31 protein-coding genes and 1 tRNA gene are annotated in these 23,258 nt (G+C 65.9%); 8 read left to right on the top strand and 24 right to left on the bottom strand.

Translation table 11 applies throughout. The annotated features are described in order from the left end of the window. Window positions 1-89: 89 nt before the first annotated feature. The 3 genes from DOM67_RS11465 to DOM67_RS11455 form a co-directional block, all read right to left on the bottom strand. Entirely contained in the window at window positions 90-566 is a 477-nt protein-coding gene (locus DOM67_RS11465) for a hypothetical protein (RefSeq protein ID WP_110675974.1), read from the bottom strand. Window positions 567-684: 118 nt separating this feature from the next. Next, a complete protein-coding gene (locus DOM67_RS11460) occupies window positions 685-879 on the bottom strand; it encodes a hypothetical protein (protein WP_110675972.1) in 195 nt (64 codons plus the stop codon). Next, complete coding sequence (locus DOM67_RS11455; protein WP_106419261.1) at window positions 876-1,103, bottom strand: hypothetical protein; 228 nt, start codon at window positions 1,101-1,103, stop codon at window positions 876-878. The genes DOM67_RS11460 and DOM67_RS11455 overlap by 4 nt, the downstream gene beginning before the upstream one ends. Window positions 1,104-1,578: 475 nt before the next feature. Here DOM67_RS11455 and DOM67_RS11450 point away from each other — a divergent pair, with 475 nt between their 5' ends. Then, on the top strand, window positions 1,579-2,724 hold the full coding sequence (locus DOM67_RS11450) for an AI-2E family transporter (protein ID WP_110675970.1): 1,146 nt from the start codon (window positions 1,579-1,581) through the stop codon (window positions 2,722-2,724). A 77-nt stretch (window positions 2,725-2,801) separates the two neighbouring features. Next, complete coding sequence (locus DOM67_RS11445; RefSeq protein WP_110675967.1) at window positions 2,802-4,310, top strand: efflux transporter outer membrane subunit; 1,509 nt, start codon at window positions 2,802-2,804, stop codon at window positions 4,308-4,310. 69 nt (window positions 4,311-4,379) lie between these two features. Here the strand turns inward: DOM67_RS11445 and DOM67_RS11440 are convergent, their stop codons facing one another. Continuing rightward, window positions 4,380-5,954: an EAL domain-containing protein gene (locus tag DOM67_RS11440; RefSeq protein WP_110675965.1), complete on the bottom strand. Its 1,575-nt coding sequence runs from the start codon at window positions 5,952-5,954 to the stop codon at window positions 4,380-4,382. A gap of 134 nt (window positions 5,955-6,088) precedes the next feature. On the opposite strand from DOM67_RS11440, the gene DOM67_RS11435 reads away from it, so the two are divergent. After that, a tRNA-Thr gene (locus DOM67_RS11435) sits at window positions 6,089-6,164 on the top strand. 95 nt (window positions 6,165-6,259) lie between these two features. Beyond that, a complete protein-coding gene (locus DOM67_RS11430) occupies window positions 6,260-7,225 on the top strand; it encodes a site-specific integrase (RefSeq protein ID WP_110675963.1) in 966 nt (321 codons plus the stop codon). Window positions 7,226-7,456: 231 nt separating this feature from the next. Here the strand turns inward: DOM67_RS11430 and DOM67_RS11420 are convergent, their stop codons facing one another. Genes DOM67_RS11420 through DOM67_RS11360 form a run of 13 tightly spaced genes read right to left on the bottom strand, consistent with a single transcriptional unit; the run spans window position 7,457 to window position 14,903 of the window. Next, on the bottom strand, window positions 7,457-7,738 hold the full coding sequence (locus tag DOM67_RS11420; protein ID WP_110675959.1) for a hypothetical protein: 282 nt from the start codon (window positions 7,736-7,738) through the stop codon (window positions 7,457-7,459). Then, window positions 7,735-9,486, bottom strand: a complete 1,752-nt coding sequence (locus DOM67_RS11415) for a DNA cytosine methyltransferase (protein WP_110675957.1) — start codon at window positions 9,484-9,486, stop codon at window positions 7,735-7,737. The genes DOM67_RS11420 and DOM67_RS11415 overlap by 4 nt, the downstream gene beginning before the upstream one ends. Further along, window positions 9,483-9,740: a hypothetical protein gene (locus DOM67_RS11410; protein ID WP_110675955.1), complete on the bottom strand. Its 258-nt coding sequence runs from the start codon at window positions 9,738-9,740 to the stop codon at window positions 9,483-9,485. Before DOM67_RS11410 ends, DOM67_RS11415 begins: the two co-directional genes overlap by 4 nt. Beyond that, the gene (locus DOM67_RS11405) at window positions 9,730-9,957 is read right to left on the bottom strand and encodes a TraR/DksA C4-type zinc finger protein (RefSeq protein WP_110675953.1); all 228 of its coding nucleotides are present in this window, start codon (window positions 9,955-9,957) and stop codon (window positions 9,730-9,732) included. The genes DOM67_RS11410 and DOM67_RS11405 overlap by 11 nt, the downstream gene beginning before the upstream one ends. After that, complete coding sequence (locus DOM67_RS11400) at window positions 9,950-10,243, bottom strand: hypothetical protein (RefSeq protein WP_110675951.1); 294 nt, start codon at window positions 10,241-10,243, stop codon at window positions 9,950-9,952. Before DOM67_RS11400 ends, DOM67_RS11405 begins: the two co-directional genes overlap by 8 nt. A gap of 2 nt (window positions 10,244-10,245) precedes the next feature. Beyond that, on the bottom strand, window positions 10,246-10,515 hold the full coding sequence (locus DOM67_RS11395) for a hypothetical protein (protein ID WP_110675949.1): 270 nt from the start codon (window positions 10,513-10,515) through the stop codon (window positions 10,246-10,248). Between the two features lie 13 nt (window positions 10,516-10,528). Then, window positions 10,529-12,871 (bottom strand): replication endonuclease, encoded by a 2,343-nt coding sequence (locus DOM67_RS11390; protein WP_110675947.1) that lies wholly within the window; start codon window positions 12,869-12,871, stop codon window positions 10,529-10,531. Beyond that, window positions 12,868-13,293 carry a hypothetical protein gene (locus tag DOM67_RS11385; protein WP_110675944.1) on the bottom strand — a complete coding sequence of 142 codons (426 nt, stop codon included), beginning with the start codon at window positions 13,291-13,293 and terminating at the stop codon, window positions 12,868-12,870. Before DOM67_RS11385 ends, DOM67_RS11390 begins: the two co-directional genes overlap by 4 nt. 23 nt (window positions 13,294-13,316) lie before the next feature. Continuing rightward, window positions 13,317-13,712: a hypothetical protein gene (locus DOM67_RS11380; RefSeq protein ID WP_110675942.1), complete on the bottom strand. Its 396-nt coding sequence runs from the start codon at window positions 13,710-13,712 to the stop codon at window positions 13,317-13,319. A 9-nt stretch (window positions 13,713-13,721) separates the two neighbouring features. Then, window positions 13,722-14,231 (bottom strand): ogr/Delta-like zinc finger family protein, encoded by a 510-nt coding sequence (locus tag DOM67_RS11375; RefSeq protein WP_110675940.1) that lies wholly within the window; start codon window positions 14,229-14,231, stop codon window positions 13,722-13,724. Then, the gene (locus tag DOM67_RS11370; protein ID WP_110675938.1) at window positions 14,231-14,422 is read right to left on the bottom strand and encodes a hypothetical protein; all 192 of its coding nucleotides are present in this window, start codon (window positions 14,420-14,422) and stop codon (window positions 14,231-14,233) included. Before DOM67_RS11370 ends, DOM67_RS11375 begins: the two co-directional genes overlap by 1 nt. A gap of 29 nt (window positions 14,423-14,451) precedes the next feature. Beyond that, a complete protein-coding gene (locus DOM67_RS11365; RefSeq protein WP_110675936.1) occupies window positions 14,452-14,679 on the bottom strand; it encodes a hypothetical protein in 228 nt (75 codons plus the stop codon). A 17-nt stretch (window positions 14,680-14,696) separates the two neighbouring features. Next, window positions 14,697-14,903 carry a hypothetical protein gene (locus DOM67_RS11360; RefSeq protein ID WP_110675934.1) on the bottom strand — a complete coding sequence of 69 codons (207 nt, stop codon included), beginning with the start codon at window positions 14,901-14,903 and terminating at the stop codon, window positions 14,697-14,699. Window positions 14,904-14,940: 37 nt separating this feature from the next. Between DOM67_RS11360 and DOM67_RS11355 the strand changes: the two genes are divergently transcribed. From DOM67_RS11355 to DOM67_RS11340, 4 genes are all read left to right on the top strand, one after another. Next, window positions 14,941-15,240 carry a hypothetical protein gene (locus tag DOM67_RS11355; protein ID WP_110675932.1) on the top strand — a complete coding sequence of 100 codons (300 nt, stop codon included), beginning with the start codon at window positions 14,941-14,943 and terminating at the stop codon, window positions 15,238-15,240. A 279-nt stretch (window positions 15,241-15,519) separates the two neighbouring features. Then, window positions 15,520-16,182, top strand: a complete 663-nt coding sequence (locus DOM67_RS11350) for a S24 family peptidase (RefSeq protein ID WP_110675930.1) — start codon at window positions 15,520-15,522, stop codon at window positions 16,180-16,182. Between the two features lie 34 nt (window positions 16,183-16,216). Beyond that, window positions 16,217-16,402 carry a hypothetical protein gene (locus DOM67_RS11345; protein WP_110675928.1) on the top strand — a complete coding sequence of 62 codons (186 nt, stop codon included), beginning with the start codon at window positions 16,217-16,219 and terminating at the stop codon, window positions 16,400-16,402. Between the two features lie 3 nt (window positions 16,403-16,405). Further along, a complete protein-coding gene (locus DOM67_RS11340; RefSeq protein WP_110675926.1) occupies window positions 16,406-17,065 on the top strand; it encodes a hypothetical protein in 660 nt (219 codons plus the stop codon). A 14-nt stretch (window positions 17,066-17,079) separates the two neighbouring features. Here the strand turns inward: DOM67_RS11340 and DOM67_RS11335 are convergent, their stop codons facing one another. From DOM67_RS11335 to DOM67_RS11300, 7 genes are all read right to left on the bottom strand, one after another. Continuing rightward, entirely contained in the window at window positions 17,080-17,343 is a 264-nt protein-coding gene (locus tag DOM67_RS11335) for a hypothetical protein (RefSeq protein WP_110675924.1), read from the bottom strand. 55 nt (window positions 17,344-17,398) lie between these two features. Further along, window positions 17,399-18,442 (bottom strand): contractile injection system protein, VgrG/Pvc8 family, encoded by a 1,044-nt coding sequence (locus DOM67_RS11330; protein ID WP_110675922.1) that lies wholly within the window; start codon window positions 18,440-18,442, stop codon window positions 17,399-17,401. Further along, window positions 18,439-18,882: a phage tail protein gene (locus DOM67_RS11325; protein ID WP_110675920.1), complete on the bottom strand. Its 444-nt coding sequence runs from the start codon at window positions 18,880-18,882 to the stop codon at window positions 18,439-18,441. The genes DOM67_RS11330 and DOM67_RS11325 overlap by 4 nt, the downstream gene beginning before the upstream one ends. Window positions 18,883-18,908: 26 nt before the next feature. Continuing rightward, window positions 18,909-21,929, bottom strand: a complete 3,021-nt coding sequence (locus DOM67_RS11320; protein ID WP_110675918.1) for a phage tail tape measure protein — start codon at window positions 21,927-21,929, stop codon at window positions 18,909-18,911. 144 nt (window positions 21,930-22,073) lie between these two features. Further along, window positions 22,074-22,391 (bottom strand): phage tail assembly protein, encoded by a 318-nt coding sequence (locus tag DOM67_RS11310; protein ID WP_110675914.1) that lies wholly within the window; start codon window positions 22,389-22,391, stop codon window positions 22,074-22,076. 93 nt (window positions 22,392-22,484) lie between these two features. Then, window positions 22,485-22,997, bottom strand: a complete 513-nt coding sequence (locus tag DOM67_RS11305; protein WP_110675912.1) for a phage major tail tube protein — start codon at window positions 22,995-22,997, stop codon at window positions 22,485-22,487. 38 nt (window positions 22,998-23,035) lie between these two features. Further along, window positions 23,036-23,258 (bottom strand): phage tail sheath C-terminal domain-containing protein (locus DOM67_RS11300; RefSeq protein WP_280951062.1); only part of this gene is annotated, 223 nt, incomplete at its 5' end.

Genomic DNA, 23,258 nt, shown 5'->3' with positions numbered 1-23,258 from the left:
TGACACCATGTCGCCGGACAGACGTGATGGGGATGGCTGGCGACAGGTCTTGGGGCTGACGCCGTGCCCGCCGGCAGCGTGGGCGGCGTTCAGGCTTTCAGCCAGCCGTAGAGCAGGCGGTAGAAGGTCTCTTCGCTGAGGGTGTCGTACTGGGAGAGGTCGCGGCGCTGACCGTACTGCAGATCGGAGAAGCGGTAGGCGCCCTCGGCCTCGATCACCTCCTTGACGTCATCCTCGTCGGTGGAGGCGTAGAGCAGCACGCGGTGGCCGGAGAGATACTGCTCTTCGGGCTTCAGGTGTAGCTTGCACGCCCCCAGGGAGAGGGTCTGCTCACGCAGGGTGAGCCGATAGGTCTCCTCGAAGCGGGTCAGGGTCTGGGTCGTCTCCGTGTAGTGGATCTCGACCTCATCGAGGTCGAGTGACTCGATCCACTGGGCGACACACTGCTGTAGCGCTTCCAGACGCAGGCGCAGATCCTCGAGCGCCTGTTCGAAGTCGAGGCGCCGCTGCTGGCCTTCGGCGACCGCCTGCTGGATTCCGGTTCTCAACTGCTCGATATCGGCCATGGATGAATGTCCGTGAAAGGGATGATGCCTGGGATCCGCGTAGATAGGGCCCCACGCAAAGAAGCCGCCCGGGTCGGGCGGCTTCTCGGCGGTACCGTGTTCACGCTCGGCGTGACCTTCAGGCGGCGGCGGGCTGGCGGTTGTCCGGCGAACGCCGCATTGCCGTCAGCGCGCGTTCCAGATCCAGCGCTTTGCACTTGAAGGCGCTGCAGTTGGCGCAGCAGACGTTGACGCCTTCTTCTGCCTTGATCGGCAGATGAAACTGTTGATGACCGCAGATGGAGCAGGTGAGATCCAGAGTGACTGTGATCATGTCCTGCCGCTCCCATGTTCGGCGCGTGCCATCTGCAACGACAGCGAGCGTGCCAGGTTGAGGGTATGCAGCAGGTAGTTGGGGGTTGCGATCTCCTGCTGGTGCCCATAGGTATCGATGAAGTCACCGCACTCGATGCAGTTGATCTCATCCCAGGCCTGATGACATTCAGAAGAAGCGGTTTGCGTATTTCCGCAGCGGGTGCATGAAATCCGGTGTTCCATGGTCAGCCCTCCTTGGCGTCGATGTCCGGTCTTCCTGACCGGTAATGAGTGGCGGCAATCCTTGCCGTCGTTCCCGATGTCCCTATCGGGTTGGCCACCCGGGGGTGGCCGATGCGACACATGCAGAATGGCATAGCGTTTCTTTCTGTACAAGAGTTGTACCAGGGTCGAAAGGTCGTAGCACTTATCCCAGGTTAACATTACCCTGACAACCCCTTGAATTGCTTGAACTATTCTTCGGGAGCAAATTGAAAGATCAACACTTTCAGTCATTTGCGCTCAGCAATCCGGAGCGGTCAACGGGCCACCCATAAGCTGTACAACAGCTGAGTTTACGCATATATGAAACGCGCTACGGTGCTCCCATGAGGCCACGCTGGCGGGCGCGCCAGGTGGTTGGCGATCGATAGAAGCGGCCACAAAGGCCGGGTTGCGGCTATGCTTGGCGTGTCATTTCCCGGAGCCTGTCGATTCCATGAGTTCTCTGAGCCAGCACAAGGCGTTCATTCTGCTGCTGACGGCGGTCTCCATCGCTTTCGTATGGCTGCTGCTGCCGTTCTATGGTGCGATCCTGTGGGCGGTCATCCTGGCGATCCTGTTCCAGCCGATGCACCGGCGACTGAACACGCGGCTTGGGCAGCGGCCCAACACGGCCGCGTTCCTCAGCGTGCTCGCCTGCGTGTTCATCGTCATCATCCCGATGTCGCTGATCTTCTTCTCGCTGCTGCGCGAGGGGGCGAGTCTCTACCAGCGGCTCGACCAGGGCGATATCGACTTCAACGCCTATGTCGCCCAGTTCCGCGATTCGCTGCCGCCTTCTGTGCAGGGCTGGATGGGGGATGCCGGTATTGGCAGTTTCGCCGATCTGAGCAACCGGCTCGCCTCGGCGCTGGAGCAGGGCAGCCAGCTGATCGCCCAGCACGTGCTGAGCATCGGCCAGAACACCCTGCAGTTTCTGATCAGCGCCGGGATCATGCTCTATCTGCTGTTCTTCCTGTTCCGTGACGGCCGCAAGCTGGGCTATCAGATCCGCACCACGGCGCCGCTGAGCGATGCCTATACTCATCGCCTGATCGACAAGTTCACCGCGGTGGTCCGGGCCACGGTCAAGGGCAATGTGATCATCGCCATGGTGCAGGGCGCGATCGGCGGGGTCGCGTTCTGGCTGCTGGGGATCGAGGCGGCGCTGCTGTGGGGCGTACTGATGGCGTTTCTGTCACTGCTGCCGGCCATCGGCTCGGCGATCATCTGGGTACCGGTGGCGGCCTATCTGCTGCTCAGCGGCGACTACGTCAGGGGCTCGATCCTGGTCTTCGTCGGTGTCGTGGTGATCGGGCTGGTGGATAACCTGCTGCGGCCGCCGCTGGTGGGCAAGGAGACCAAGCTGCCGGACTACGTGGTGCTGATCTCGACCGTGGGCGGGATGACGCTACTGGGTATCAACGGCTTCGTGCTGGGGCCGCTGATCGCAGCGCTGTTCATGGTGTCATGGTCGCTGTTTCGCTCCGAGAAAGAGGACGAAGAGCGGCCGCTCTCCGGTGGCGGTGAGATCACGACCGATTCTCAGCATCAACTACCGCACGCCGCGCAGGAAGCGCGACACGAGCACCGGGACGTCTAGNNCTAGACGTCCCGGTGACTGCAACGAGGGACGATGCCCGGCCAACCAGGTCGCCGGGCAGGCCAGTGGGGACAAGGATGTCGTTACACCAGGGAAGGCGTCGGGGACTGGTCGGCGGGCTGATGCTGGCACTCTCGCTGCTGGCGGGGTGCGCCAACTATGCCGGTATCTCGCCGCAGGCGACGCTGACGCCAATCAGCCGGCTGAGCGCGCAGCAGGTGCTGGGCGAGACCCCGATCTCGCCGGCGGCTTGGCCCGAGCGCGCGTGGTGGCGCGCGCTCGGCGACCCGGAGCTGGACGCGCTGATCGACGAGGCGCTGACAGATTCGCCGGATATCGGCATGGCGCGGGCGCGACTGCGGGCGGCCAATGCGGCGATTGCCAGCGCCCGGGCCAGTGGCCTGCCGAGCGTCGACGGCTCGGCCCAGATCTCGCGCTCGCGGGTCTCGCAGGTGCAGGACCCGCGCGGGCAGGGCAACTTCTACTCCACCACCCGCGAGCTGATGCTCTCGTTCGACTACGATCTCGATCTATGGGGTGGCAGGCGGGCCGCCTGGCGTGCGGCGCTGGGCGCGGCGCGGGCGCAAGAGATCGAGTTTCATGCGGCGGCGCTGACCCTCTCGGTCAACGTGGTGCGGGCCTATGTCAGCCTGGCCCACGCCTATGAGCTGCGCGATATCGCCAACCGCCAGCTCGACCGCGCCCAGCGGATCGATGCGATCAATCGCGAGCTGCAGCAGGCCGGGCTCGACAACCAGCTGCAGAGCCTGCAGTCCCAGGTCACCGTCGCCAATGCGCGGCAGACGCTGGAAGCCGCCGAACAGTCGATCCGCAGCCAGCGCATCTCGCTGGCCACGCTCTTGGGCAAGGGGCCGGATCGCGGCCAGTCGATCCCGCGGCCGAGCGACCTGGCGCCGGCGATCGTCGCGCTGCCGAGCGTCATCCCCGCCGAGCTGATCGGGCACCGTCCCGACGTGATAGCGGCGCGCTGGCGGGTGGAGGCCGCCTCCCAGCGCATCAAGCAGGCCAAGGCGAAGTTCTATCCCAATCTCGACCTGACCGCGATGGCCGGCTTTCAGTCACCGCTGGGGGACTACTTCTTCAGCGAAGCGGCGAAATCGGCCAGCGTGACGCCGGCGATTTCGCTGCCGATCTTCGAAGGCGGGCGGCTGCGCGCCAATCTGGAGAGCAGCGATGCCGACTACGATCTCGCCGTGTCGCGCTACAACGCCACTCTGGTCGAGGCGCTGGGAGAGGTGGTCGACGATATCACCACCCTCGACTCGGTGGCCCGCCAGCGTCAGCGCCAGCAGCAGGCGGTGACCAGTGCACGCGCTGCCTATTCGCTGGCCGGTGAGCGCTACCGCGCGGGGTTGGCCAACTATCTCGACGTGCTGAGCAGCGAGCAGCAGCTGCTCAGCGTCGAGCAGAGTCTGGCACAGCTCACCACCCAGCGTCTCGATCGCTCGGTGCAGCTGGTTCAGGCGCTGGGCGGTGGGCTGCAGCTGGATGCGGCGGTGCCCCATGCGCCCGGTGGCTTTCCGCAGGCACCGAATCCGGCGACGATGGCCAACGTGCAGCCGTAGATCGCCGGCGTTCGCCCCGCAGCATCACGGACGGTGGATCGATGCCAGCGATATCCGAGGCATCTGCCCCTACCTCAGGTCGGGACAGGCGCTGCGGCTTTCACTGGCGGCGCGGCTGGGCGGACTCTTGAGGCGGGCCAGCATATCGCGCAGCGGAGCCGGGCGGGCGTAGAGATAGCCTTGCAGGTGGTGCACGCCGTGGTCGCGCAGATAGGCGTTCTGGGCGGGGGTCTCGACGCCTTCGGCGATCACCGTCAATGACAGGCGCTGGGCCAGATCGACGATGTTGTCGAACAGGTGCTGCGACAGGACGTCTTCGTCGGCCATGGCGACGTAGCTGCGGTCGACCTTCAGGGAGTCGACCCGGAAGTGGCGCAGATAGTCGAGCCCGACACTGCCGGTGCCGAAATCGTCCAGGGCGATCAGGATGCCCATCTCGCGCAACCGCTCGAACAGCCGGAAGGTGTGCGGCGTGGCTCGGAACGGCTCGCGTTCGGTCAGCTCCAGCACCAGGATGATTCGCCCCGGAGGAAAAGCGGCCAGGAACTCACGGCAGTCGTCGAGCAGCCGCCAGTCGTGGCAGTGGGCGGCGGAGAGATTGAAGCCGATATGGAAGCCGTGAGGCAACTGCCCCAGCCGTGTCGACAGCTCTCGGCGGACCTGCTGCATCAGAGCCTGGGTCAGCGGCACGATGAGGCCGCTGCTCTCCGCCAGGGGAATGAACTGATCCGGCGGGATGACGCCCTCTACGGGGTGGCGCCAGCGTACCAGCACCTCGGCACCGTCCCAGCGGTCGGCGTCGGCATCCACGATCGGCTGGTAGTAGGGCACGAACTCGCCATCGCGCAGGGCGCGCTCCAGCTCTTCCGTAGGAGAGCGGCGCTTGAGCATGAGCCAGAACACCAGCGTGCCGCACAGGATCAAGAGACCCAGAATCGGCAGGAAATAACTTTCCAGCGTGCGATTCAGACTGCCCGGGGCCAGCGTTGCACGCAGCCGGAACGGATAGCGGCTCGAGGCGCGCTCGGAGACGTTATCGCTGGTGATCCACGGGGTGGGAGAGACGCTGCCATCGGCATCGAGCTGGTAGTCGCCGATCTGCAGCGACAGCGATAGATCGTTCCCTGTCAGTTGCAGCGCATTGACCACGTACTGGCCATCGATACCGGCCAGCACGCTCCCACCCGGGGTCGGTAGGCGAAACACGATCAGCGCCCGCTCTGGCGTGACCAGGTTGCCGGCCATCAGGCGCAGGCGCCCGGAGCTGTAGTTCTGACTCTGCTCCGGAAACAGCCGCGCGCCCTCCAGCGAGGTGCAGTAGACCTGGCCATCGCGGACGAGATTGAGCGAGCGTACGAACGGCGTCGCCATGCTCTGCTGACGCAGCGTGAACACTGCCGACTTGCACGGGGCACCGACCAGGTAGCGCACCTGATGGGTGGCCGTCTCGGCATAGTCGAAGATCGACTCCACCTTGCGCAGGGCGTAGTCGAAACTCTCCTGGGTCTGTCCGACCAGCTCGCGCTCCGCCTGCCACAGCATCAGCGGTACGCCCACCAGCACCGGCGCGAGCGCAGCGAGTAGCGGCAACGTGAACTGCCTTGCCAGCTTGGCAAAGCGGAAACGATAGGGGGTGTGGGACATGACGGCAGGTTGTTGTCATTTCGCCATCAATAGCACGTTGCCCCGCCGAGGGCTAGGCGAGTGAAAATCTACAGCCGGCATCCGCGTTTACGCTTGTCCCCGTGCCTCCGCCTGATTATGATAGGCGCCGCCTGGCCGGTGTAGCTCAGTCGGCAGAGCAACGCATTCGTAATGCGTAGGTCGGTGGTTCGAATCCACTCACCGGCACCAGGCGTAGCAAGGGCTCTAGCCCGCTTTCCCTCTGAATCACTTCCTTTTTATCCAGTATTTGGCACACTCCCGGTACACCACCGTTGAGATGCCCCATGGCCACGTTTCAAAAGCGCTCAGGTTCCTGGCGCGCGATCGTCCGCAAGAAAGGCTACCCCCAGGTCAGCGCCACGTTTGACACCAAGGCTGAGGCCGAGCGCTGGGCGAAGCAAGTCGAGACCGAGATGAGCCAAGCTCGGTTCGTCGACACGCGTGAGGCTGACGCTTTGACGATCGCCGCCGCGCTCGAGCGATACGAGCGCGAGATATCGGTGCACAAGAAGAGCTATCGCAACGAGCGGTCGCGGCTGGCGATCCTGGCTCGCGACCTCGGCCGCTTCACACTCTCGACGCTGCGCTCATCTGACGTCGCGCTCTACCGCGATCAGCGCCTCGAGGTTGCCTCGGGCTCGACTGTTCGCCGCGATCTGGCGCTGTTGTCGCACCTCTATACGATCGCGATCAAAGAATGGGGGATGCCGGTCGAAAACCCGTGCGCGAAGATCCGTAAGCCGAAGCTCAACGCAGACCGTGAGCGGCGCGTCGGCGACGGGGAGCTTGCCGCGATACTCGAGGCTGCCGGCGCGCTTCACACGGAGATGCCGCGGCTGATCACGCTGGCCGTTGAAACGGGGATGCGGCGGGGCGAGCTGCTGGGGCTGAAGCGTGCGGACGTGCGGGGTAGCGTCGCCTATCTGGCCGAGACGAAGAACGGGACTAGCCGCGCGGTACCGCTTTCACGCGCTGCGCGGGCTGTTGTCGAGGCGCTGCCGGCGAGGATGGATGGCCGGCTCTTCTCGTTGCGCCCGGATACGGTCACGCACTATTTCGAGAAGAGCTGCAAAGTGGCGGGCGTTGAGGGTCTGCGCTTTCATGACCTGCGGCATGAGGCGACGTCTCGCTTTTTCGAGAAGGGCTTGAACATCATGGAGGTGGCCTCGATCACCGGCCACAAGGATCTCCGCATGCTCAGGCGCTATACCCACCTCAACCCCTCAACGCTCGCGGAGAAGCTGGGGTAGCGCGTGGCCGCCCAGGGCGGCGCTTGGGCTCGATCTCGACGGCGCCGTCCTCCAATCCCTCTAGCCACTTCATCACGGTCACTCGGCGCCAGGCCCAGAGCCGCCCGATTTTGAATCGCCCCGGCGGTAGTGCGTCGCTGTCGCGCTTGATCAGGTTCGTAACGGCCTGCTGCGATTTGCCCATCATCTCTGCCACGTCAGCAGCATAGAGGATCTCGGGTTCATGGCGTCTCAGCATGAGCGCTCTCCTTGGCTTGACTGACGGCGGGCGCGCCATCGGTTGAATCGGTTCTGTATCATGCGCAGCATCGCGGCTGCGCTGGGGTTGCCGTCGAGCTCCGACCGGCTGGCGACGCCGCATGCGCGGCGCAGCCAGTCGCCGGCGTCTTCCTCGGTGTGTGTGCCGTCCGGCACGTCCGCGCCGAATCGGGCACGGGCGCGCTGGTCGAGGTAGCGGCGGAACGCGGGATCACGGCATAGCATGCCCGCGGCGCGGGCGAGGTGCTGGCTCATGCCACCCCCTGCGCCAGGCGCTCGGCGGGTCTGTTCATCTCGCGATAGATGGCAGCCATCGGCAGCGGCGACACCGAGTTTCCGCAGAATTTGACCTGCTTCGACTTCGAGAAGCGGCGGCCGTCGTGGCCATGCTCGATGATGTAGCTGTCGGGGAGCCCCTGGGCGCGGTATAGCTCGCGCGGCACCAGCATGCGCAAACAGATATCGACGATGACGTAAGGCGTTCCCTTGATCCACACAGTGACCAGGGCGAGGCGGTCGCGCGTAGTCACTGTGTCGAGGGGCTGCTCTAGATCTCTCGCTGTGCCCTTGCCGTAGTAGTTCACAAGGAATGCTGCGACGCGCAGCGCGCCGGCTTCGTCCTCCGGCGAGAGTGTGCATTCGATCAGGCTGTGATGCTCGCCGCCGGCAGTGATGGTGGCCAGCGGCTCGCTGGCCGCCGTGCCCACGCTGTGGCGCCGATGCGTCATCAGGTGTGCTGTGACGAGCTGCTGCTGGCTCCCCTTGTTGGTCACCGTGCTGGTCGGCCGGCGCAGGTCATGCCCGGGTGTCTCGTTGAATCCGCCGTTCATCTGGGCCATGTAGGCGGTTGCGATCGACTGGCCGCCGCTGCCGCTGGCCGTGATGGTGTTGCACGGCTGAGTGATCGATTTGCAGCCAGAGCCCCAGCGCTGGACGCCGCCGGGTTTGCCTTCGCCGTGGCCGGCTTGAATCATCGTCGGCGCGGCCAGCATCAGCTCGCCACGATTGGCGGTGGTGACCGTCCGCAGCGGTTCGCGGATATCGTGCACGCGATCGCTACCGACGTGCGTTGCCGGCACGATAAACGGGTCGGCGGCGCCGAGCACGAATCGGTCGATGCCCTTGGCGATTCGGCGCATGGTAGCGGCGGCCAGCGGCTTGGGGCGGTCGAAGATCGAGCGCGACGGGATCGACCAGTCGATGCACTCATGGGCAGCGCGATGGCGTTTCTGGCCGCGTTTCGGCTTGGCCGCGTGGCTCGGTGTCGGCCAGGTGATCGGCACGCCGTCGCACCGGGCGATCATGTAGAGCCGGGCGCGGGTCGTGGGCGCGCCGAAGTCGCACGCCTTGAGCGTGCGCCACTGCACGGCGTAGCCCATGGCGCGCAGACCGTCGACGAAGTGCCGCCAGTTGCGGCCCTTGCGGCGCTTGTCGGGCACCAGGAACTGACGCTCGACCGGCACCCGCTCGCCGCGGTCGGCCACGCGATTTACCTTGCGTCCGGTGGTCGGGCAGGTAATGACGTCGAGCGTGACGACGCGGCCGGTGGTCTTGTCGCGTTTGGCGACCAGCGGGGACCACTGCAGGATCTGTTCGACGTTCTCAAGCGTGATTTTCGCCGGGCGGACGGTTCCCGCCCACTTGTGCACCACCCACGACAGCGATCGGATAGCGCGCTTGCGAGATTGACCGCCGCGAGCCTGGCTGTGGTGGGTGCAGTCCGGTGAGGCGTGCAGATGGTTGACCCGCCGCCCGCGGACGGCTGTAACTGGGTCGACCTCGTAGACGTCGCTCAGGTAGTGCTCGGCGTGCGTGTGGTTCGCCTGATGCATGCTGATCGCGTCCGGGTCGTGATTGATCGCGATATGCACCGGGCGATTGAGCCCCATCTCGATGCCGGTCGATGCGCCGCCACCGCCAGAGAACAGGTCGACATTGATGCCGTCGTCGAAGTCGAGGCCGTACTGGGTGTGCCAGTCTTTCAGTTGAGTGATGGCGTTCATCGCGCGCCCTCGGCTTGACCCAGCAGCCATTCGGCGGCGGGCTTCAGGCATTCGAATTCGGTCGCCTTGCCGGGCCGCATCGGCTGGTGGTGCATTTGAATCAGGCGCTCGGTCACCAGGGCGACAAGCGTTAGCCGGATGTCCTCGGGGATTGCTGCCGGGGCGCGCGTGGCGACTGGCTCGCCCCGCCCGAATTGGTGGCACGCCTTCTTTTGGGTGCGCCGAATCATGCTCTCTCGGTCGTTATCGCACATGGCGGCCTTTCTCCTCTCGGATCGACTGGCAGTCGATGCACGTCGTCGCCCAGGGCGCGGCCGCTCGGCGCGCTGCTGGGATCTCTTCGCCGCACTCTTCGCAGTCCGCCGGCGTGTGCGCGGCGACGTGGGTGGCCACCGGCAGCCGGTGGCGCGCGAGAGAGGTGGCGAGGTGGTGCTCGATCGCGGCACCGGCGTTGTCTACGGCGTCAGCCATTGGTGGAGACCTCTCCCTTTGCCGCTTCGGCTCTCACGCCGCAGAACGGGCAGTAGTTGGCGAGCACGGTGTGCTTGATCTTTTGCCGCTTCATACCGCCCGCTTTTTTGGGCACCTGAACATCGCCAGTGAATTCCAGGCACACCCCTTCATCGAGCCCGCCATCTACCATCAAGAAGGTGTAGCCGTTCAGCTTCGCGTCGAAATCTTGGTGCCCTTCGGGCAGCTTCTCGCGAAACATGTCGGCCAACTTCTGCTCTATGTCTTTCCGGCAGTTGCATTGCATGGTCAGTCTTCCCAGTTGCTGAGTTCTTCGTCGGCGGCGGTCTCGGGCTCGACCTGGCCGCCGCCCGGGTGTGCCTGGCGCTCGCTCTCGGCTTCGCGCCAGGCGGTATCTGCGACCTGGCTGGCCGCGTCGTTGCCGACGCCGGTCTGGCGGTGGATGCGCAGCGCGAAGCGCCGGCACCATTCGTCGCGGGCCAGCAGGCGCTGGCGTTCGGCGTCTCGGGCGCCGCGGTCGACATACAGCTCACGTGATTTCAGTGCGTCGGGGATCATGTCGGTCTCCTGATCAGATGCCGTCGGGGAAATACTCGCCCTGCCACAACGGCAGAGCGGCGGGTTTGGCGTGCCGCTGGGCGGCGTCGCGTATCTGTCGGTGCTCGAGGTCGGCGTTTTCCAGCTCGGCGCGCATCTCTTCACTCGCGCGCCACTCTTGATAGCGCTCGATCTGCGCTTGTAGCTCCGCCGGCGAGGGTTCGCGCGGGGTCAAAATGCCCTTGGGAACGAGGCTTTGGCCGGCCCCCGGGGCGGGGGCCGTACAGTTAGTGACACAAGTCCAAGGGTCGGCGGCTGCGCCGCCTCCCGAAAAACCACCCGCCGCCGCACGCTTGGGGCGCACGTCCCAGCGATAGAGGCGGGTGAGGTATTCGGCCGAGCGGCCACGGCGGTCGGTGACCACCAGACCCTTGGGGACTTTGATCTCGTCGCCGTAGCGGCCGCGCTCGATGAGCCCACGATTCACCTCGCCGGTGGCGTGGCTTATGTCGTCGGCTTGGCTGTCGAGGCGATAGGCGGGGATCGACCACGGCTTGATCGGCTGCAGCTTGCGCGGCGCATTGGGCCCGCCCATCAGGCGGACGAACTGATCCCACTGGCCGGCCAGGGCGGCGGCGCGCACCTGGTGCAGCACCCGGGCGATGGACGCCCGCGGCTGGGTCGCTTCTTCCCACCGGCGCAGGGCGTCCGCCTGCTGCTCGGTCAGCCGGCGCACCTCGCGCCACACGGTGACGCTGGGTAGGCCCATGAACTGAAACTGGCGAATGCCCCAGGTAGCCGCCCACGCCTCGATGCGCGGGGCGGAGTCGGCGAGGTCGTGGCCGTAGCGGTCGAGGTGGTCGCCGTCGACCCCGGCGCGGGTGAACTGCTCGCCGTTGATGTTCTTGCTGATGTACTTGGCCACGTAGCCGGCGGCGGTGCCGCGGGCGCGGTCGATGATCTCTACCTTGAATCGCGCGGTGGTCTTCTGGCCGAAGCGGTCGAACAGCTCCTCCGGCGATTCCGCCTCGGCGTAGCCGCGTAGGGTCTCGGTCACCGCCTCGACGTTCTCGGGTTTGGCCCACACCAGCAGATGCCAGTGCGGCGTGCCGTCGTGGTGCGGCTCCACCACGCGGATGCCATAGATGCCGAGGCCATCGCGCGCCAGCGAGGCGCGGGCCTTGGCCCACAGCGCCTGCAGGTGCTGCTGGGCATCGCGCGGGGTGCTGCCGTCGTACTTCGGATTGCGCTGCGAGCTGGCAGCCAGCACCGGGTGAAAGCGGCTCGGCGTGGTCAGGGTGAAGAACAGCCCCACGTGGCCCAGGCGGTTTGCCTCGACCTCGGTATCGCGGATGCGCAGCATCAGTTCGGCGCGGCGGTGGTCCGGGTTGGCCAGCCCCAGCTCAGCCAGCTCGGCCAGGGTGTAGGTCTGGTCGTCCTGGTTGATTGCTTCGAGGGTTTCCAGCAGCGCGCGGTTGCGCACCTTCTGGGCGCGGCGGCGCTCGACCGTCAGGTCGCTACAGTAGATGCCGGCTCGCTTGTGCACCCGGCGCGCCTCGCGCATCACCTGCTCGAGGCGCCGCCCGGCGGCCCGGCGCAGCTTGCGCCGCCACCACTTATCGCAGCCCAGCCGGGCGAGCTGGGCCGCCGGCTTGAGCCGCGGGCTTGGCGGGGCGATGCCGTGCAGCCTGGCGCGCTCCCGTGCGCGGCCAAGCGCCAGCTCATCGGCTACCGCGATGGTCATGACCGGCGCGCGCTGCCAGCTAAACACCGCGAGCAGCGGGATGGTGGGGAGCGGCGGGGTCAACGGGTTGGGCGCCTGGGCGATCAGCATGGCCAGGTGGCGCGCCTGGGCGGAGATCGTCTCACCGCGCACCGGCGGCAAGCGGCGCGGCGGCGGCAGCAGCCCCAGGCGCAGGCGGCGGTTGTGGCTGGCGATGTTGCCGATGACCGCGTTACGCACGTCCTCGACGCCCAGGGCCTGCGCCTTGGCGTAATCGACGAGGGCGTCATCGTCGTGGGTAGCGTTGAGCGAGCCCACCGTCAGGCGTTTCTCGACAGTCGCCAGCCAGTCGCACCCGGCCACCAGCCCCGGCAGGGCGGCGTCGGATTGGCGGCGAATCTCGGCAAACGCCCGGCGCAGGTCATCGGCGATGCTCTCGAAGCGGCGGAACACGTGGCCGGGCTCGATCAGCCTGCCGGTGTGCCTGGCCAGCCAGCGGTTACCCGCGGCATTGCCGTGGCGCTGGGCGATCTCGACGAAGCCGGCGGCCAGATCCTCGGCCAGTGACGGCAGGCGATCAAAGAACGCCTGGCGCCACCGGTGGCACTCGGCGGTGCCGAAGCTGAGGGACTGCTCGATGGCGCTCTCGCTCACTTCGCCCCCTGTTCGATCAGGTCCAGCCAGTGGCGTGCGGCGCGGGTGTCGCCGTCATCCAACGCGCGGCGCGCATTGGCAGCCAGCGCCCGGCTGGGGTGGCTGCCCTGGCGCGGCATGAGCTGGCCGCGCAGGCCCTGGGCGTAATGGCTCATCCGGCCGATGGCGGCGCGGATCGCGTCGCGGTCGGTCTGGCTCATGCTCTCGATGCTGCGCAATGCATCGCGCGCTTCTAGCCCGGCGCTGGCTGCCAGCGCCTTGCGCTCGGCCAGCTTCAAGCCGGCCCACAGCGCGGCGAGGTCTTCGTCGGCGCAGCGGGCGTGCAGCTCGGCGCGCAGGGCGCCAAAGCCGGCGCGGCCATCCGGCTGGACGACGGATAGATGCGGCGGGGTCGTAGTGGTGACGTGCTGGGTTGCGGTCATGATCGGCTCCCGTCGGGTGTGGGTTACTGGACGGCCGGCAGCGGGCGGTGATTGACCACGCGCAACGCGCCGCGGTCCCGCGCCAGCTCCCGCGCGGCGAGCAGGTCGCCGACCGTGAACGGGATCGGCGCGCCGCCGGCGGTGCGCAGCACCACCACGTGCTCGGTGCTCGCGCTCAGATCGAGCCACGCCACCTGGTTGAGCGATTCCAGCTCGGCGCTGGCGTGCAGCGCGGCCAGCTCGGCCCGCGCCTCGCTCATCGCGTGCTCGCTCATCAGATGCCGGGTGCAATCCTCGAGCGCCGCGGCGCGGTCCAGCCCGCGGCAGTGGCGCAGCAAATAGGCCGTGGCGGCGTTCTGCGGGCCGAGCTGGGGAGCCCGCTGGGCAGCACGGCCAGCGGTGAGGGTGTCGATCGTCATGGGGTCACCTCAGATTTTTTGGGGGTTCAACAGCTCAGGGAAAAAGTCGACCGGTGGCTTCATCATCGGCTTGAACTCGTAGGGCAGATGCCCGGCGAAACGCCGCTGATACTCGGGATTCGGGATACCGCTGGGGCTGATCGTCTTGTCGACGACGTACTCGCCGATGCCGTGCCAGCCGCACCCCTCTCGGGTGCAGATCAGGTAGGTCACGCGGTAGTCGCTCAGCAGTTGCTTGGACGTGCGCACGACGCAGCGCGAATGGCACTCGAAGCACTCCCACTGGGGGCGGCTCGAATCGCGGTTCGCCGCGGCCTCACGGCGGGCGGCGGTCTTGTCGTCTTCGCTCAGCGCCGAGGGCGTGAGCGTCTTCTTGGCCACATGGGTGGCATTTCCGCACCAGCCGCATGCCGGCTCGGTGCACTGCTGGTAGGAGACGCCGGGCGCGCCCGGCATCAGCCGGGAGCGGCGCAGGCGGCTCGGCGATCCGCACTCGGGGCATGTCCAGAGGTTGCGCATTACCGGCGCCCTCTGACCGGCGTGAGATTGCGCGGGCCGGCGGCGCGCTGGGACATCAGGCGCATTCGGCGCCGAATCAGGAATTCGGCCGCCTGATCGGTCGTTTCCAGCCCCTGCTGTTCACGCACCGCCTCCAACACGCGATGCGTGTCCGGGTCAGCGGAGAACGTGATATGGCGTGAATTGGGCATGGTCACCTCTCGAGGACCTTGGGCGGGCCTTAATGGAGCTTCGGAATCGCGTTCGAGACGGCGATACTCACCGCATCGAACTCGTGGATATCGCGAACGCCGAGCATTTCCAGCGCCTCGCGCATGACCATCTGGCGCAGCAACGTGGCCTTTTCGATGCCGGTGTAGTCGACGAGCGCATCGATCAGGTTGTCCTCGTACTCGTCCAGGTTGATGCCGGTGCGATGGGCCTTGAGGCGCTTACTGTCCTGATGCATGGCTGCGGTTCCTTGCGTTACTGGACGGTCTGGTTAGTCGGTTCGGGGCGGGCGCTGGGGTAGTTCTCCAGGCCGCGCAACATCAGCATTCGCAGCGTGCCGGAGAGAGAGCGCATCTCCTGCTCGGCGAGCTTTTCGACACGGGCGCGCTCTTCGGGCGTCACGATGGCCATGATTGGGCAGCTACAGCCATGGGGAGATTGGCGGCGACGGGCTTGGGTCATGTGTTAAGCTCCTAAATGGTCTTAAAGAGGTGCGTTTATGGCGATTGGCTACATCGACGGTGTTGACGTTCCCGACTACGACGACCGAGTCAGCGCGGCCATCGAGAAGGTTCAGCCCCCGGAAGACCCTGATGCCTTCAACCCTTTCTCTGGCGACGAGTACCTCATGGGCATCGCCAACCGTGATGGCGAGGTGTACCGGGTCATTGGGGTTGGCATGACGGAAGGCATGCGGATGGAGAGGGAGCTGGCTGATCTTGGCCTTCGCGACGTTGTTGGCGAACGAGGGTCAGTTCGCGGACTTCAGTTTCTGATGCGCCTCGATAGCGATAGCTGACCGTCACATCGGGTAGGCCGCAGCCGAAAAGATCTTCCCCCATGCGTATGAGGTCGGACGGGTACTCAACCCTGGTTGCGGCCTTCGCCATCATGGCCCGCGTGCCGCTATGGCCGACGTGGGGGAACTTGGCCGGCAGGCCAGTGCTGGAATAGCCGAGAACTTCGATAGGCGGCTGGGCAGTCATGGCAGTGACTTCCTTGGCGGTTAGCGGTTAAAGACTGTACGACGGAGGATAGGGCTCGCTTTGAATCCCTGTCAACAGGATTGGGGAATTAAATGGATTCTATTGGGAGCCGGTTGCGCGAAGAAAGGCTTCGCCTCGAGCTGACTCAGACCGAAATCGGGGAGCAGGCGGGCGTGACCAAGAACACGCAGCGCCTCTACGAGGCAGACCAGAGAAGCCCCAAGGGTGACTATCTGTCCTCTTTGGCGTCGATTGGCGTTGACGTTCAGTTCGTACTGACCGGGATTCGATCAAATCCCGTTGGTGGGAGCGTTTCGGATTCTTTCGATGCCGCAGATGGAGCCCTCTCTGTTCCGCTTTACGACGTTGAAGGGGCGGCTGGTGCTGGGCGCTCGCTGGAACATGAGACGGTGATCGGGCACTTTCCGTTGACCGCGGAGCTGATCGCCCAGCTCGGCCTCGCCGATGCCCGACTCGCCGGCGTGCGCGTGCGCGGCGATTCGATGGAGCCGACGCTGTTCGATGGCGACTGGACGTTCGTCAATCTCGCCGACACACACTGGATGCCGGGCGGCGTGTTCCTGATCTGGGTGAGCGGTGAGCTACGCATCAAACGGGTCCAGCGTCTCGCCGGCGCGGCCATGCTGCTGATCAGCGACAACTCGCACTATCAGCCCGAGATGATCCCGCCCGACCGCATGGATGACGTCGCCGTGCTGGGGCGGGTCAGAACACGCCTGGGCGATATCGCCTAGGGGCGACGATAAAAAATCCAGCCTTGGAGTTTCTATGTGGTTTGCCGGTGTAGTCGTATGCATTGCGATCGCATTCGTGGTCGCAATCAACGGCATGAAAGATCAGAAACGGAAGGGCAAAGGCGGCTTCTCAAGCGTTGTGATTGGCTGCTTTGCGGGCGGCTTTTTCGGGGCATTCCTGCTGGTGCTGCTGGGTATCGCGTATCTGGTAGTTCATTGACGCATGCGGGTTAGCTACCTCGGGCCGGCGCTGGTCGTGCGTGACCATCCGGCCATCCAGCATATGCCCGTCAGCGATCTCCCGGCGAGCTGCTATCTCGCCGAGGTCGTGGCGGGTGCGGGGGTCGAGGGGGAGCTGATCGAGGGCGACGTCCTGGTCGCCGACGAGGGTCGCGTCGCCGGGCATGGCGACCTAGTGGTCGCGCGGGACGATGGCGCGCGGCTATGTGCCTACCGCGCCCACCGGGTCGGGGCCGATCTGCGCTTGGTACCGGTCGGCGGCGGGGCGCCGGTGATGGCCTCGCGCGTGTCCGGCACCGCCGTGGTGGTGCGCCGTGCCCGCCACCCCATCGGCGATGGCGAGCCCGTGGACGACGTCGATCAGACGTTGGTCGATGCCTTCGCGCCCTGGTTCTCGCTGCCGACGTGGAACACGCCTAGCCCGGCTGACGCCCGGCGGTTTCATGACTGCTGCCGCGACTACCTGCAGGACCACGGCGCTCAGGTGCACGCCGAGGTGTTCGCCGAGTCGCTGCGCGGCGCGATCCGCCGGCGCCACGGCGGGCGCTGGGATGACTACTGTGAGCGGGCGCTACAGCACCGGGCGCAGTGCGCCGAGGCGATCAGCGAGTATCTACACGACACGCAGCAGGCGCTGCGTTAGCCGCACCCACGCTCTCACTCTGACCCCTTGGCCATTCTCCACACACGTGGCCCAACGCCCAGCGGCAGTGCGGCCCCGATCAGAAAATAGTGATGCCCTGGCGTGTTTGCGTCACTCCATGCGTAGTCGCCCAGTGTGCAACGGCCGGAGTAGATCCGGCCATTCCATACCGAGTGATATTCGATGCGGTCGTAGTGGGGCGGCGAGTGCTTGAATCGGTCGATCCAGCCGCGCTCGAGCATCTGCTCGAGCCATCGGGCGTGGGCGGGGTCATACATGGCGGCATCACTGTTTACTGTTTACCTATACAGTATATTGCGACTCAGCGCCGCGCTAGGGGCTGGCGTCTTCGCTCGCCGCTTCGTCGTCTTCGGATACCTCCGAGCCCAGTACCTCGCAACGTACTCGGGTGCCATATCCGCTCTCGCTCACTGAGTCCTCGACCTCGGTGATCAGCCAGCCGTCGCCGTCGATCCCGGCCTTGAAGCCGCGCAGGGTGAGCGGGGTTTCGGGGGTGAGGTCGGCGCGGCCGTGGGCGAGCGTCAGCTCGAACTCGGCCTTGCCCCGGTTGATGCGGCGAAGCTCGGCCTTGGCGGCGTGCAGGGCGTCCTGCTCGCTGGCGTAGGTGTTGCGCAGATCCTTGAACTTTTCGCCTTCGCCAGCGATGACCACCTTGCGCTTGCTGCCGCTGGTGTCGTTCCAGAACGCGCGCACGCCGGTGTACGCATCGCGGTCGGTCTGGCTGTAGCGGTGCTGATCGCCGTCGCGGCGAGTGAGGGTGACCCGGGGCAGGGCGAGCCCGCTAGCCGTGAGCGCTTCGCCGGCGAGGGTGAACAGCATCCGCTCGCTCTTGACCGCGGCGATGGCGTCATAGCGCTTGCCGAGCCGGGTGAGGAAATTGAGGTCTGATTCGTCGGTCTGGTCGATATGCCCCACGCGGATGCCGGCCAGCGTCTCGCCGACCACCGGCTTGAGGCTGTGGCGCTTGGCGATGGTGTCGATGATGTCGGCGAGGGTGATGTTGTGCCAGCTCTGCGAGCGTTTGCCGGGCAGTAGCTGGCGCATGTCCGCGGCGCGCGCCCGGATGGTGATCTGGTCCGGGGAGCCGCTGTGCTCGACCTCGTCGACGGTGAACACGCCGCGATCGATCAGGCCCTCATCGCGCCAGCCGATGGCCACGTGCAGCGTGGCGCCGTGGGGCGGCAGCGCCAGGCGGCCATCGTGATCGGTGAGGGCGAGGTCGAGCTGGTCGGCTTCCTCGCCCCGCTGGCTGGTGATGCGCAGGTTGATCAGCCGGCCGTTGATGCGCGGGGTGATGTCCTGCCCGGCGAGGGTGATGCGGTAGCCGGGGCGGCGGTACTCGGGCGCGCGGTTCATGCATAGGCCCCGGCCAGGCGGGCGAGCGACGAGGTGCCGAGGTCGCCGATCAGGTCGGTGCGCTCATCGTCGACGTGCTCGAGCGAGAGGGTGAAGTCGATTTTGCCGGCGGCGCCGTCACGAAACAGCGTGCTCGAGGTCTCATCGACCTGGGTGATGACCCACAGCCCGTACTGGCGCCCGGTGCCTTCGACCAGCGGCCAGGCTTTGCCCTGGTCGGCCATGTCGCGAATGTCGTCGAGATCCAGCCGGCCGCCGGTGAATTCCGGCAGCAGGGTGCCGGAGAGGGTGATTTTGTCCGAGCCCGGGCCGACGAACTGATAGGCCGGGCGGTCGCCGACGCGGGATTGCGAAGTGTGGCGCCACTCGGTGGCGCGCTGCAGTTGCTGGTAGGGCACGGTTCGCGTCTCGAACACGAACATGCCGAGGGCCATGAGCATGCTGATCTCCTATGTCTGGTCCCGCGTCACTCTTGATCCCACATCGACGAGCGGCGGCGGGCGGCCTGCTGGCGCTGGGCGTCGGCCAGGGCGCGCTGTACCTCTTGCGCGACGTAGCGCGCGAGCGTCTGCTCGTCCATGCCTGGGCCTGGGGTCACATTGATGTCGCCAATGTGGATGCTGTAGTCGGCGGACTGCTGGCCACCGGCGGCGCTGATCGGCGGGCGGGTGTCGAAGCGGATCGGCTCGCCGGCATCGAAGCTGGGCATTGCCGCGGCGGGCAGGGTCGCTGCGCCCAGGGCGATGCCGGCACCGGCGCGGGTGGCGCGTTTGGCGATGTCGGCAACGCGCTTGGCCGGCTCGTCGCGCTGCCGATCGAGGCCGACATTCAAGCCGTCGACGGTATAGCCGCCCAGCTTGGCGAACACGCGGGACGGGCTGTGGATGTCGAGCTTTTCCTTGAACCAGCCCGTGACGGCACTGGCCAGGCCGGTGACGCTATCCTTGAGCGCGTTCCATTTGTCCTTGAGTCCATTCATCAGCCCCTCGCCGATCCAGCCGCCGAACTCGGCGAACACCCGCGACGGGCTGTTGATGCCGAGCACGTCGGCGAACCAGCTTTTCACGCTGCCCGCGATCCCGGTGATCGAGTCTTTGAGCGCGGTGACCTTGGTTTTCACCCCGCCGATCAGGCCATCCATGATGTCACCGCCGATGCCGGCGAGTTTGGCCGGTATCTGCTTGAACCCTTCCCACTGGTTAGAGATGTGATTCTTGATGCCATCCCAGGCGGTGGTGATGGTGCCGCTCACGGCGCCCCAGGCGGTGCTGGCGCTGCTTTTGATACCGTCCCACAGCCCGCTAAAGAATCCGCTTAGCCCGCTCCACGCCGCCTTGATCGCGCTGCCGAGCGAGCGCATCTCTTCGGGGATCTCGACGCCCATCGCTGAGAGGACAGTCGTGATCCCTTTCCACACCAGCCCCAGCGGCGACCAGTTGGCCAAGAGCTGCATGACGCTGCCGATGCCGCCGCTGAAGGCGTCCTTGACCTCCTGCCAGCGGTCGCTGAACCAGCCGGCGATGGCATCCCAGTTTTTGTAGATGAGGTACGCGGCACCGGCGAGCAGGGCGACCACGGCGACGATGCCGAGCACGATCCAGGTGATCGGGTTGGTCAGTAGCGCGAGGCCGGCTTTGCCGATCGCGCCTGCCAGGCCGATAAATCCGCGGCCGATGCCGACCAGCCCCTTGCCCAGGGCGGGCAAAATCTTGCTGGTGAATCGGTAGATCACGCCGCCGGCACCTTCGGTGCGCAGCCCCAACATGGCCATGCCATAGCGCACGGTGACGATGGGGCCAAGGATCGAGGCCAGCATGACCGTCAACGCACCGCCCACGGCGACCAGGGCCGCGAGGCCGGCGGCGGCCTTGAATAGGCCGCTGGCCAGCTCGGGATTTTCTTTGATCCAGTTGCCGATGCCCCGCGTGAGGGCGGTCACGTTCTGGATCAGCTCACGCAGCCCTCCTTTGTTGGTCTCCGTGATGCTGATCCCGACTTCTTCCCACGCTGACCCGAGCCCCTTGAGGTCGCCGCCGAGGTTGTCTTGCATGGTCTTGGCCATGCGGTCGTTTTCGCCGGCCGCGACCTGCAGCTTGGCGATGAGGTCATCAAGCGCACCGGTGCTCATCTGACTGACAAGCTCGGCCATGCCCGAGCCGGCCTCGGCGCCGAATATCTTTTGCAGCGCCTGCTTGCGATCCGCGTTGCCCAGATCCTTGGTGGCCGCGTTGATGTCGCGCAGGATGTCGGGCATGTCTCTCATCTCGCCGTCGGCGTTGGAGACCTGGACGCCCAGGTTTTTGATGACGGCCGCCGCTTCCTTCGACGGATCGGTGAGCCGGTTCATCATGCCGCGCAGCGTGGTACCGGCTTGGCTGCCCTGAATACCGATATTGCCGAGCAGGCCCGCCATGGCGCTGGCCTGCTCGAGGGTTAGATCGAGGTCTTCGGCACCGCCCAGGTACTTGACCGTTTCTCCCAGCTTTTCGAGGTCGACGTTGGCGCGACTGGCCGTGGCTGAGAGCACGTCGGCGACGTGCCCCATGGCGCCCTCTTTTTCCAGGTCGATCTTGAAGGTGCCGGCGATGTTGGAGGCGATGTCCGCGGTTCGGCCTAGCTCGGTGTTGTTGGCCAACGCCAGATTGAGTACGTCTTTCATCGACGACTGGATCGCCTCGGCACTCATACCTGCACGCAGCAGAAACTCCTGCCCGGCGCCGACCTCGCTGGCGCTGAACGCGGTGGATGAGCCGAGGTCGCGCGATTGCTGCTTCAGCGCCTGGAAACGCTCATCATCCGCGTTGAACCGCCCGACGGCCTGCACCGCGCTCATCTGCTCGCCATATTCGACGCCTGGGGAAAGCACACGGGCGCCGGCATAGAGCGCAGCGCCGCCGGTGGCCATGCCGGCCATGCCCGCGCCGCGCATGGCGTTGGCGCGGCCCATGCGGGTGTCGTACTGGTTCTGAGCTTGGGCGAGTTTGCGCTGACGCTCGGCGAGTTGCTGCAGCTTGCGCTTCTGCTCGTCGACCGCGGCGTTGGCCTGGTTCATCTCCTGCGTCAGTTTCTGCTGCGCCTGCCCTAGCTGTCGCGTGTCGACGCCGGACTGGGTCAGGGACGAACGTAACCGCTGCAGTTTTTGCTGTTCATCGCTGTAGCGCTGGCTGAGCTTACGCGCCTGCTCAATGGCTTTACGCCGCTCGGCCGCCAGGGCCTGGGTGTCGCCCTGGTTGTCCCTCATCTGCCGCGAGAGGCGTTTGATTCGCTCCTGCTGCTCGCGTAGTGCCTGCCCCGTGGCATTGGACTGGCTTTTCAGCGTCTTGAACGAGCTGACGTCTTTTTGGACCGCCTGCAGCCGCTTGAGTGTTTGACGCTGCTCTTTCAGAGCCGTCGACGCGGATTCGGTTTGGCGCTGGATCGCGCGTAGGGGGCGAGTCGCCTTATCGACGGCGTCGAGGATGACCTGCAGTTTGAGATCGCGCGCCATGGGTGTCCTCGGGGGATGAGCGTTTGCGGGCGCGCTCGCGCCACTCCATCAATTCGCGCAGGCTGAATGCCGCGCAGTCGGCGGGGGTCCAGTGAAACACGATGGCCAAGTCGGCCATCGCGTCTTCAACCGAGGCGGGGAGGCTTACTCGGTCTCGCCCCGTGCCCGCTTCGAGAGCAAAAAACCGGCAATCTCGCTGCCGCACTGCACCAGGTCTGCCGGGTCCATCTGGCGCGCTTCGTGGTCGGTCAGGCTGGGCTGGGAGAGGCGCGGGATCAGCTTGATCAAGGCGTCGGTCTGCATCTGCAGCACGTCGGCCAGGTTGACCCCGCGCAGCTCGCCGGCGCTGGGCTTGCGCAGGGCGATTTCGGCGATGCGCTGCTCACCGCGTACCACCGGCGTATCGAGTTCGACGGTGGCGGTGGTCGGCTGGGCGGCGGGGGTGGTGGTCTTCTCGGTCATGGTTTGCTCTCTGCTGGTGAGGTCATACCACCCCGGCGGGGGTGGCGGGATTCTGTCGGGGGTGACGTAGTGCACGGGTTAGAGGCGCGCGGCTTAGATGCCGAGCGCCTGGCGCCGCTTGGCGAGGCGGTCGTCGCCGTTGACCTTGAAGACGGCATTGGGGATGTCGACCTCGATTTTGGTCGCGCCGTCGATGACGAGCTTGTAGTAGCTCAGGGTGGTGGTGATGCTGTGCTCGGTGTTCTCGCCGTCCTGGGCGTCGCCCATGTCGATCTCGGTGTGACGCCCGCGCATGACCACTTCCACCGCGACCACCTCGTCGACGTCATCGCGCTCATAGCTGCCGGTCATGCGCAGCAGGTCGGCGTCGATGCGCGAGGTGCCGAAGTTGTCGAAGATCGATTCGATCAGCCCGCCTACCGTCCATTGGCAGGTCATCAGGCCATCCATGCCCATGTCGATGCCGACGGTGCCGTCCATGCCGCCGCCGCGCCATTCCTCTATCTTGCGCGTGAGCGTGGGCAGCGTGACCGACTGGACCTGGCCCTGGTAGCTGTCGCCGTTGCCGAACAGGTTCAGGCCCTTGAGTTTCTTGGGGAGTGCCATCGTTCAATGCTCCTTGGGGTTCCCGGTACTGGACCGCGTCAGGCGGTGGCGGCGACGCGCTCGGCGAAGTCGGCGAGATAGGTGTCGGTGATGCGCTGCTGAAACCCGAGGTCTTCCAACGGCGGTACCGGGGTGTAGTCGTAGTCGATGCGCAGCTTGCCGGCCTTGAGGCTGCCCGCGGTGTTGAGGTCTTCGTTCAGCCAGGCGGTGCCGTCGACGATCAGGCCCAGGGCCTTGAGTTCGGCAAACTTGGCGTTGATG

Source organism: Salinicola sp. RZ23 (genome assembly GCF_003206675.1).
Classification (GTDB): Bacteria; Pseudomonadota; Gammaproteobacteria; order Pseudomonadales; family Halomonadaceae; genus Salinicola; species Salinicola endophyticus.
The sequence above is the reverse complement of the archived record's forward strand: the minus strand, read 5'-3'. Positions and strand labels throughout refer to the sequence as shown.

Excerpts from the sequence above, each read along its gene's own strand:
- DOM67_RS11320 (WP_110675918.1), bottom strand. The coding sequence starts at position 21,929 with ATGGCGCGCGATCTCAAACTGCAGGTCATCCTCGACGCCGTCGATAAG.
- DOM67_RS11405 (WP_110675953.1), bottom strand. The coding sequence starts at position 9,957 with ATGGCTGACGCCGTAGACAACGCCGGTGCCGCGATCGAGCACCACCTC.
- DOM67_RS11410 (WP_110675955.1), bottom strand. The coding sequence starts at position 9,740 with ATGTGCGATAACGACCGAGAGAGCATGATTCGGCGCACCCAAAAGAAG.
- DOM67_RS11370 (WP_110675938.1), bottom strand. The coding sequence starts at position 14,422 with ATGCCCAATTCACGCCATATCACGTTCTCCGCTGACCCGGACACGCAT.
- DOM67_RS11385 (WP_110675944.1), bottom strand. The coding sequence starts at position 13,293 with ATGACCGCAACCCAGCACGTCACCACTACGACCCCGCCGCATCTATCC.
- DOM67_RS11460 (WP_110675972.1), bottom strand. The coding sequence starts at position 879 with ATGATCACAGTCACTCTGGATCTCACCTGCTCCATCTGCGGTCATCAA.
- DOM67_RS11340 (WP_110675926.1), top strand. The coding sequence starts at position 16,406 with ATGCGGGTTAGCTACCTCGGGCCGGCGCTGGTCGTGCGTGACCATCCG.
- DOM67_RS11330 (WP_110675922.1), bottom strand. The coding sequence starts at position 18,442 with ATGAACCGCGCGCCCGAGTACCGCCGCCCCGGCTACCGCATCACCCTC.
- DOM67_RS11345 (WP_110675928.1), top strand. The coding sequence starts at position 16,217 with ATGTGGTTTGCCGGTGTAGTCGTATGCATTGCGATCGCATTCGTGGTC.
- DOM67_RS11325 (WP_110675920.1), bottom strand. The coding sequence starts at position 18,882 with ATGCTCATGGCCCTCGGCATGTTCGTGTTCGAGACGCGAACCGTGCCC.
- DOM67_RS11380 (WP_110675942.1), bottom strand. The coding sequence starts at position 13,712 with ATGACGATCGACACCCTCACCGCTGGCCGTGCTGCCCAGCGGGCTCCC.
- DOM67_RS11355 (WP_110675932.1), top strand. The coding sequence starts at position 14,941 with ATGGCGATTGGCTACATCGACGGTGTTGACGTTCCCGACTACGACGAC.
- DOM67_RS11365 (WP_110675936.1), bottom strand. The coding sequence starts at position 14,679 with ATGCATCAGGACAGTAAGCGCCTCAAGGCCCATCGCACCGGCATCAAC.
- DOM67_RS11400 (WP_110675951.1), bottom strand. The coding sequence starts at position 10,243 with ATGCAATGCAACTGCCGGAAAGACATAGAGCAGAAGTTGGCCGACATG.
- DOM67_RS11445 (WP_110675967.1), top strand. The coding sequence starts at position 2,802 with ATGTCGTTACACCAGGGAAGGCGTCGGGGACTGGTCGGCGGGCTGATG.
- DOM67_RS11360 (WP_110675934.1), bottom strand. The coding sequence starts at position 14,903 with ATGACCCAAGCCCGTCGCCGCCAATCTCCCCATGGCTGTAGCTGCCCA.
- DOM67_RS11415 (WP_110675957.1), bottom strand. The coding sequence starts at position 9,486 with ATGAACGCCATCACTCAACTGAAAGACTGGCACACCCAGTACGGCCTC.
- DOM67_RS11335 (WP_110675924.1), bottom strand. The coding sequence starts at position 17,343 with ATGTATGACCCCGCCCACGCCCGATGGCTCGAGCAGATGCTCGAGCGC.
- DOM67_RS11310 (WP_110675914.1), bottom strand. The coding sequence starts at position 22,391 with ATGACCGAGAAGACCACCACCCCCGCCGCCCAGCCGACCACCGCCACC.
- DOM67_RS11455 (WP_106419261.1), bottom strand. The coding sequence starts at position 1,103 with ATGGAACACCGGATTTCATGCACCCGCTGCGGAAATACGCAAACCGCT.
- DOM67_RS11395 (WP_110675949.1), bottom strand. The coding sequence starts at position 10,515 with ATGATCCCCGACGCACTGAAATCACGTGAGCTGTATGTCGACCGCGGC.
- DOM67_RS11375 (WP_110675940.1), bottom strand. The coding sequence starts at position 14,231 with ATGCGCAACCTCTGGACATGCCCCGAGTGCGGATCGCCGAGCCGCCTG.
- DOM67_RS11440 (WP_110675965.1), bottom strand. The coding sequence starts at position 5,954 with ATGTCCCACACCCCCTATCGTTTCCGCTTTGCCAAGCTGGCAAGGCAG.
- DOM67_RS11420 (WP_110675959.1), bottom strand. The coding sequence starts at position 7,738 with ATGAGCCAGCACCTCGCCCGCGCCGCGGGCATGCTATGCCGTGATCCC.
- DOM67_RS11465 (WP_110675974.1), bottom strand. The coding sequence starts at position 566 with ATGGCCGATATCGAGCAGTTGAGAACCGGAATCCAGCAGGCGGTCGCC.
- DOM67_RS11430 (WP_110675963.1), top strand. The coding sequence starts at position 6,260 with ATGGCCACGTTTCAAAAGCGCTCAGGTTCCTGGCGCGCGATCGTCCGC.
- DOM67_RS11305 (WP_110675912.1), bottom strand. The coding sequence starts at position 22,997 with ATGGCACTCCCCAAGAAACTCAAGGGCCTGAACCTGTTCGGCAACGGC.
- DOM67_RS11350 (WP_110675930.1), top strand. The coding sequence starts at position 15,520 with ATGGATTCTATTGGGAGCCGGTTGCGCGAAGAAAGGCTTCGCCTCGAG.
- DOM67_RS11450 (WP_110675970.1), top strand. The coding sequence starts at position 1,579 with ATGAGTTCTCTGAGCCAGCACAAGGCGTTCATTCTGCTGCTGACGGCG.